Origin of the sequence: Serratia sp. J2 (genome assembly GCF_046269175.1) — a bacterium.
GTDB classification, from domain to species: domain Bacteria; phylum Pseudomonadota; class Gammaproteobacteria; order Enterobacterales; family Enterobacteriaceae; genus Chania; species Chania fonticola_C.
Map to the genome: position 1 here is coordinate 1 of NZ_JBKABN010000071.1, position 3,263 is coordinate 3,263.

The following is a 3,263-nucleotide window of genomic DNA, read 5'->3' on the forward strand; positions in this document are numbered from 1 at the left end:
ACCGTTGTGCTCGATCACCTTGCGGTTTACGAATACCTCCGCCGATTTCGCTACCGGGCTGAACTTCATATAGGTTTGCGGGAAAGGTTCCACATCAAGGCCAGCGCCCTGTAACTGGGTACGGATCTGCGTGGCGTTCCAGGTGTCGAAGCCCACCAGTTCGATACTGAACCGCTCGGCATCGGCCAGCACATCATCGCGGATGCGGTCATAGTCGATACAATCCCCCCGCGTGGTGCGTAACCAGCCCTGTTTCACCCACTGGCGGTACAAGGTGCGGTTTTTATTGGCGGGGTTTTGTAGTTGAGCGTCGGGGATGTAGTGGCGCGTCAGCAGGCGCACAGAGCGTTCCAACGGGAACGTATAGCAAACACTGGTGATGTCACTGGTGGAGGACAGATCCAGACCGGCGTAACACTGTAAGCCTTCCAGGTCGGCTTCGGTATACTCGGCGGCGCAAGCTTTCCAAGCTCCCTCCCCCATCCACGGGGTTTCCCCTTGGCACCAGATGTTAAAGCGCTTGGTCAGCATTTCCACCCACTGCGAGGGAATGCCGCGGGCCTTTTGGATGGTATCGGCCAGCGCGGCCACATCAACGGATACGGACAGGTTAGGATTGGCTTTCACCCACTGCGCCGGGTCGTCTACTTCGTTCTCGTCGTCCAGCTCGTAGATCAGCGCAAACAGCGATTCATTCTCTTCTTCCCCGGCCAATATCTGGCAGCAGTAATCATAATGTTGCTTGCAGGCCGATACGATGTTGCTGCCAGCGGTGGTGATGGCAAACAAAATGCCTTCGGGACGTGCGCCCATACCCAGCTCAAGGGCGGAATAAACGCCGTTATCCGGGTGCAGGTGATACTCATCAACCACCGCCAGGCTAGGGTTAGTCCCTTCAATGGTTGAGGCTCTGGCCGCCAGTGGCTTTAACAGGCTGTTGGATTTGGCGTAGATCAGCTTGTGCTGCTGGATAGCCACCCGCTTGCGCAGCGGTTTGGAGAGCAGGCACATCTGCCGGGCATCATCGAACACGATACGGGCCTGATCTCGGCTCACAGCGGCGGTGTAAATGTCCTGCTGGCCGTGCTCCATCACTAGGAACCAGTTAGCCAGCATGGCGGCTACCGTGGATTTGGCGTTCTTGCGCGGTACCTGAATGTAGGCGCTGCGGTATTTACGGCGACCAGTGGCCGCCACCTTGAAGCCCAGCAGGTTGGCAAAGGCAAATTGCTGCCACGGCTCCAACGCTATAGATTGACCACGTAACGGGCCCTTGACGTGGGGACAGAGGCGAGAAAAAGCGATAAAACGTTCTACGGTGGCCGTATCGAACACGTAAAGGGGGTTGTTAAGGGTGCAAAAGTAGCGGTTTACGGCCTGTTTTAGCCGCTTACACGCCGGTATTTCGCCGTTTTTTATCGCTTCTGCGTATTCAGCCCAGACGGTCAAGTTCGTCTTCCTCGTCAGTTTCCACCGGGTTACGGCGGCGACTGACTGGATCAAAGCCCAGCAGGGAGGACATTTTTATCATCACTCTTTCCGCTTCCGCCTTGGCGCTTATAGAGGGGTTGCGGCTCTCGCTTCCCTGGCTGTTTGCAATGCTGAATCCTCTGTCAAAAATGTCTGCGACCGCTTTTCTGTAAATGGAATAGTTGACGCAATACAATTCAAAGTTGCTCCAATCGGCGGGGATCAAATCGCCGCGCTCTGCCAATAGTTTGGCTTTCGCCTTCCACTGCTGAGCCGCAATTTCATCAAGATAAGCAGGGGGTCTGGGTAGTTTTGCCATAATGTTTTGAATCTCCATCGGTTTTATTTTTAAAAAAAGTGCCGCGCGTAAAAATTTGAGGAGGCGGGTGGTTCCTGCGGTAGGGGGCTTCGTCCTGAAATCCCCCCCCCTCCCTTCGATTTGATATAGTTGCAAATGAAATCATTAAAATCGCAATCAATCACCATTAAAATGATAAATATTATCATTTACCGATTTCTGAATGCCTCGGCTAACTCCCGGTCACGCTCTGACAGGCGCTTGCCTGTGGCCTGCCTTGGTGTCTTGTCGTAGCGCTTGGTGAACCCATCACGACTGCGTTGTAATCCGGTTATCAATCGCTCTATCTCTTCTTCACGCATGTTTGTTGTACTCATATATCCAGTCGTTGCGGTGGCTGGATGCTTCTTCCTGCTCACGGAACATGCCAGCCTTGCGCTGCTGCTTGGTGAGAGGGTCTTGGGTGGTGGTCTTGCGGCTGTGGTGGCTGACGCATAACCCTTGATGATTGCTGGCAGGCCAGAACAGCACATCGCTTTCACCCTCGATAGGGATGATGTGATCGACTATCTTGGCCGGGGCGTAGCGTCCTTCCTTCTCGCACATCACACAAAGCGGGTGCGCCTTAAGATAGGCAAGGCGATACTGGCCCCAACGGTTGGAATAGCCACGCTCGGTACGGGTGCCACGGCTAGCAGTCAGTGCGGCGTTAGCCTGGCGCTTGTGCTCAGGGCAGCGACCAGACTTAACGCGATTGCGGCAGCCGGGATAGGTACAGCGTTTGAGTGGGTGAGATGGCATCAGTACACTCCAGGCTCGCGGTAGTAGTTCCACAATGAGGTCGTGGTGAAGGGCAGCTCGGCGGTCTTCTCTGCGGCTATCTCGCGGTTCTCGTACCAGTGACTGATCAGCAACAGGCAGCCCACCTTGATAGCCGGGTTAAGCTCCAGTTGATTACCGAAACGCCTACCGATATGTTTCTGGCAGATCTCCAGCGCAGCAGCGATATAGCCCTGTAGCAAGGTGTCTTCCTCGCTGCCATCGATACGGCAATGCAGCTTGACCTCTTCCAGGTCGATTGATACTTCACTCATGGCGTAACGCCTCCCTTGCATAGCAGCTCTAACCGGCTGGCTTTCGGATCAGGAATAGCCGAGACAATGCTGTAGGCCAGTTGCCTCTGCCCTCGCTGTTGCCACAAGATACGGCTGGCGCTGCCCACATCAGCCCGATAACGCAGCCAGATCCTGAGGGTGATTTCTGACATCTCCGCACCTGAGGTCAGCAACTCCCGCCCGCTGATCGCTTTCACCTCGGCCCACACGGTAGCCGCATCAAACCAAACCTCTTTCTCTTCGCCCGATGGCAGTTCGATAGTGGTGAAGTTCTGGATAGTGATCCGGTGGCGCATCTGTCCGGCTTTCATGCTGCCCCCTTACCGCTATCTGTTTTCACCTGGACAGTTTGTTTCCACGCTTGGCTAAACTCTTCACCA

Annotated in this window: 6 protein-coding genes; all 6 read right to left on the reverse strand. The window is 55.0% G+C overall.

Going from position 1 to position 3,263, the window contains the following annotated elements:
- A partial coding sequence (locus tag ACKWMY_RS27915) for a terminase large subunit (protein WP_409487505.1) occupies positions 1 to 1,449 on the reverse strand: 1,449 nt, incomplete at its 3' end.
- Positions 1,433 to 1,789, reverse strand: coding sequence for a phage terminase small subunit P27 family (locus tag ACKWMY_RS27920; RefSeq protein ID WP_409487506.1), 357 nt, complete (start codon positions 1,787 to 1,789; stop codon positions 1,433 to 1,435). The genes ACKWMY_RS27915 and ACKWMY_RS27920, both read right to left, overlap by 17 nt.
- 188 nt (positions 1,790 to 1,977) lie before the next feature.
- Entirely contained in the window at positions 1,978 to 2,145 is a 168-nt protein-coding gene (locus tag ACKWMY_RS27925) for a hypothetical protein (RefSeq protein ID WP_409487507.1), read from the reverse strand.
- A complete protein-coding gene (locus ACKWMY_RS27930; RefSeq protein WP_409487508.1) occupies positions 2,123 to 2,569 on the reverse strand; it encodes an HNH endonuclease signature motif containing protein in 447 nt (148 codons plus the stop codon). The genes ACKWMY_RS27925 and ACKWMY_RS27930 overlap by 23 nt, the downstream gene beginning before the upstream one ends.
- Positions 2,569 to 2,862, reverse strand: a complete 294-nt coding sequence (locus tag ACKWMY_RS27935; RefSeq protein ID WP_409487509.1) for a head-tail connector protein — start codon at positions 2,860 to 2,862, stop codon at positions 2,569 to 2,571. The genes ACKWMY_RS27930 and ACKWMY_RS27935 overlap by 1 nt, the downstream gene beginning before the upstream one ends.
- On the reverse strand, positions 2,859 to 3,194 hold the full coding sequence (locus ACKWMY_RS27940) for a phage head closure protein (protein ID WP_409487510.1): 336 nt from the start codon (positions 3,192 to 3,194) through the stop codon (positions 2,859 to 2,861). The genes ACKWMY_RS27935 and ACKWMY_RS27940 overlap by 4 nt, the downstream gene beginning before the upstream one ends.
- Positions 3,195 to 3,263 lie beyond the last annotated feature (69 nt).

Excerpts from the sequence above, each read along its gene's own strand:
- ACKWMY_RS27920 (WP_409487506.1), bottom strand. The coding sequence starts at position 1,789 with ATGGCAAAACTACCCAGACCCCCTGCTTATCTTGATGAAATTGCGGCT.
- ACKWMY_RS27925 (WP_409487507.1), bottom strand. The coding sequence starts at position 2,145 with ATGAGTACAACAAACATGCGTGAAGAAGAGATAGAGCGATTGATAACC.
- ACKWMY_RS27930 (WP_409487508.1), bottom strand. The coding sequence starts at position 2,569 with ATGCCATCTCACCCACTCAAACGCTGTACCTATCCCGGCTGCCGCAAT.
- ACKWMY_RS27935 (WP_409487509.1), bottom strand. The coding sequence starts at position 2,862 with ATGAGTGAAGTATCAATCGACCTGGAAGAGGTCAAGCTGCATTGCCGT.
- ACKWMY_RS27940 (WP_409487510.1), bottom strand. The coding sequence starts at position 3,194 with ATGAAAGCCGGACAGATGCGCCACCGGATCACTATCCAGAACTTCACC.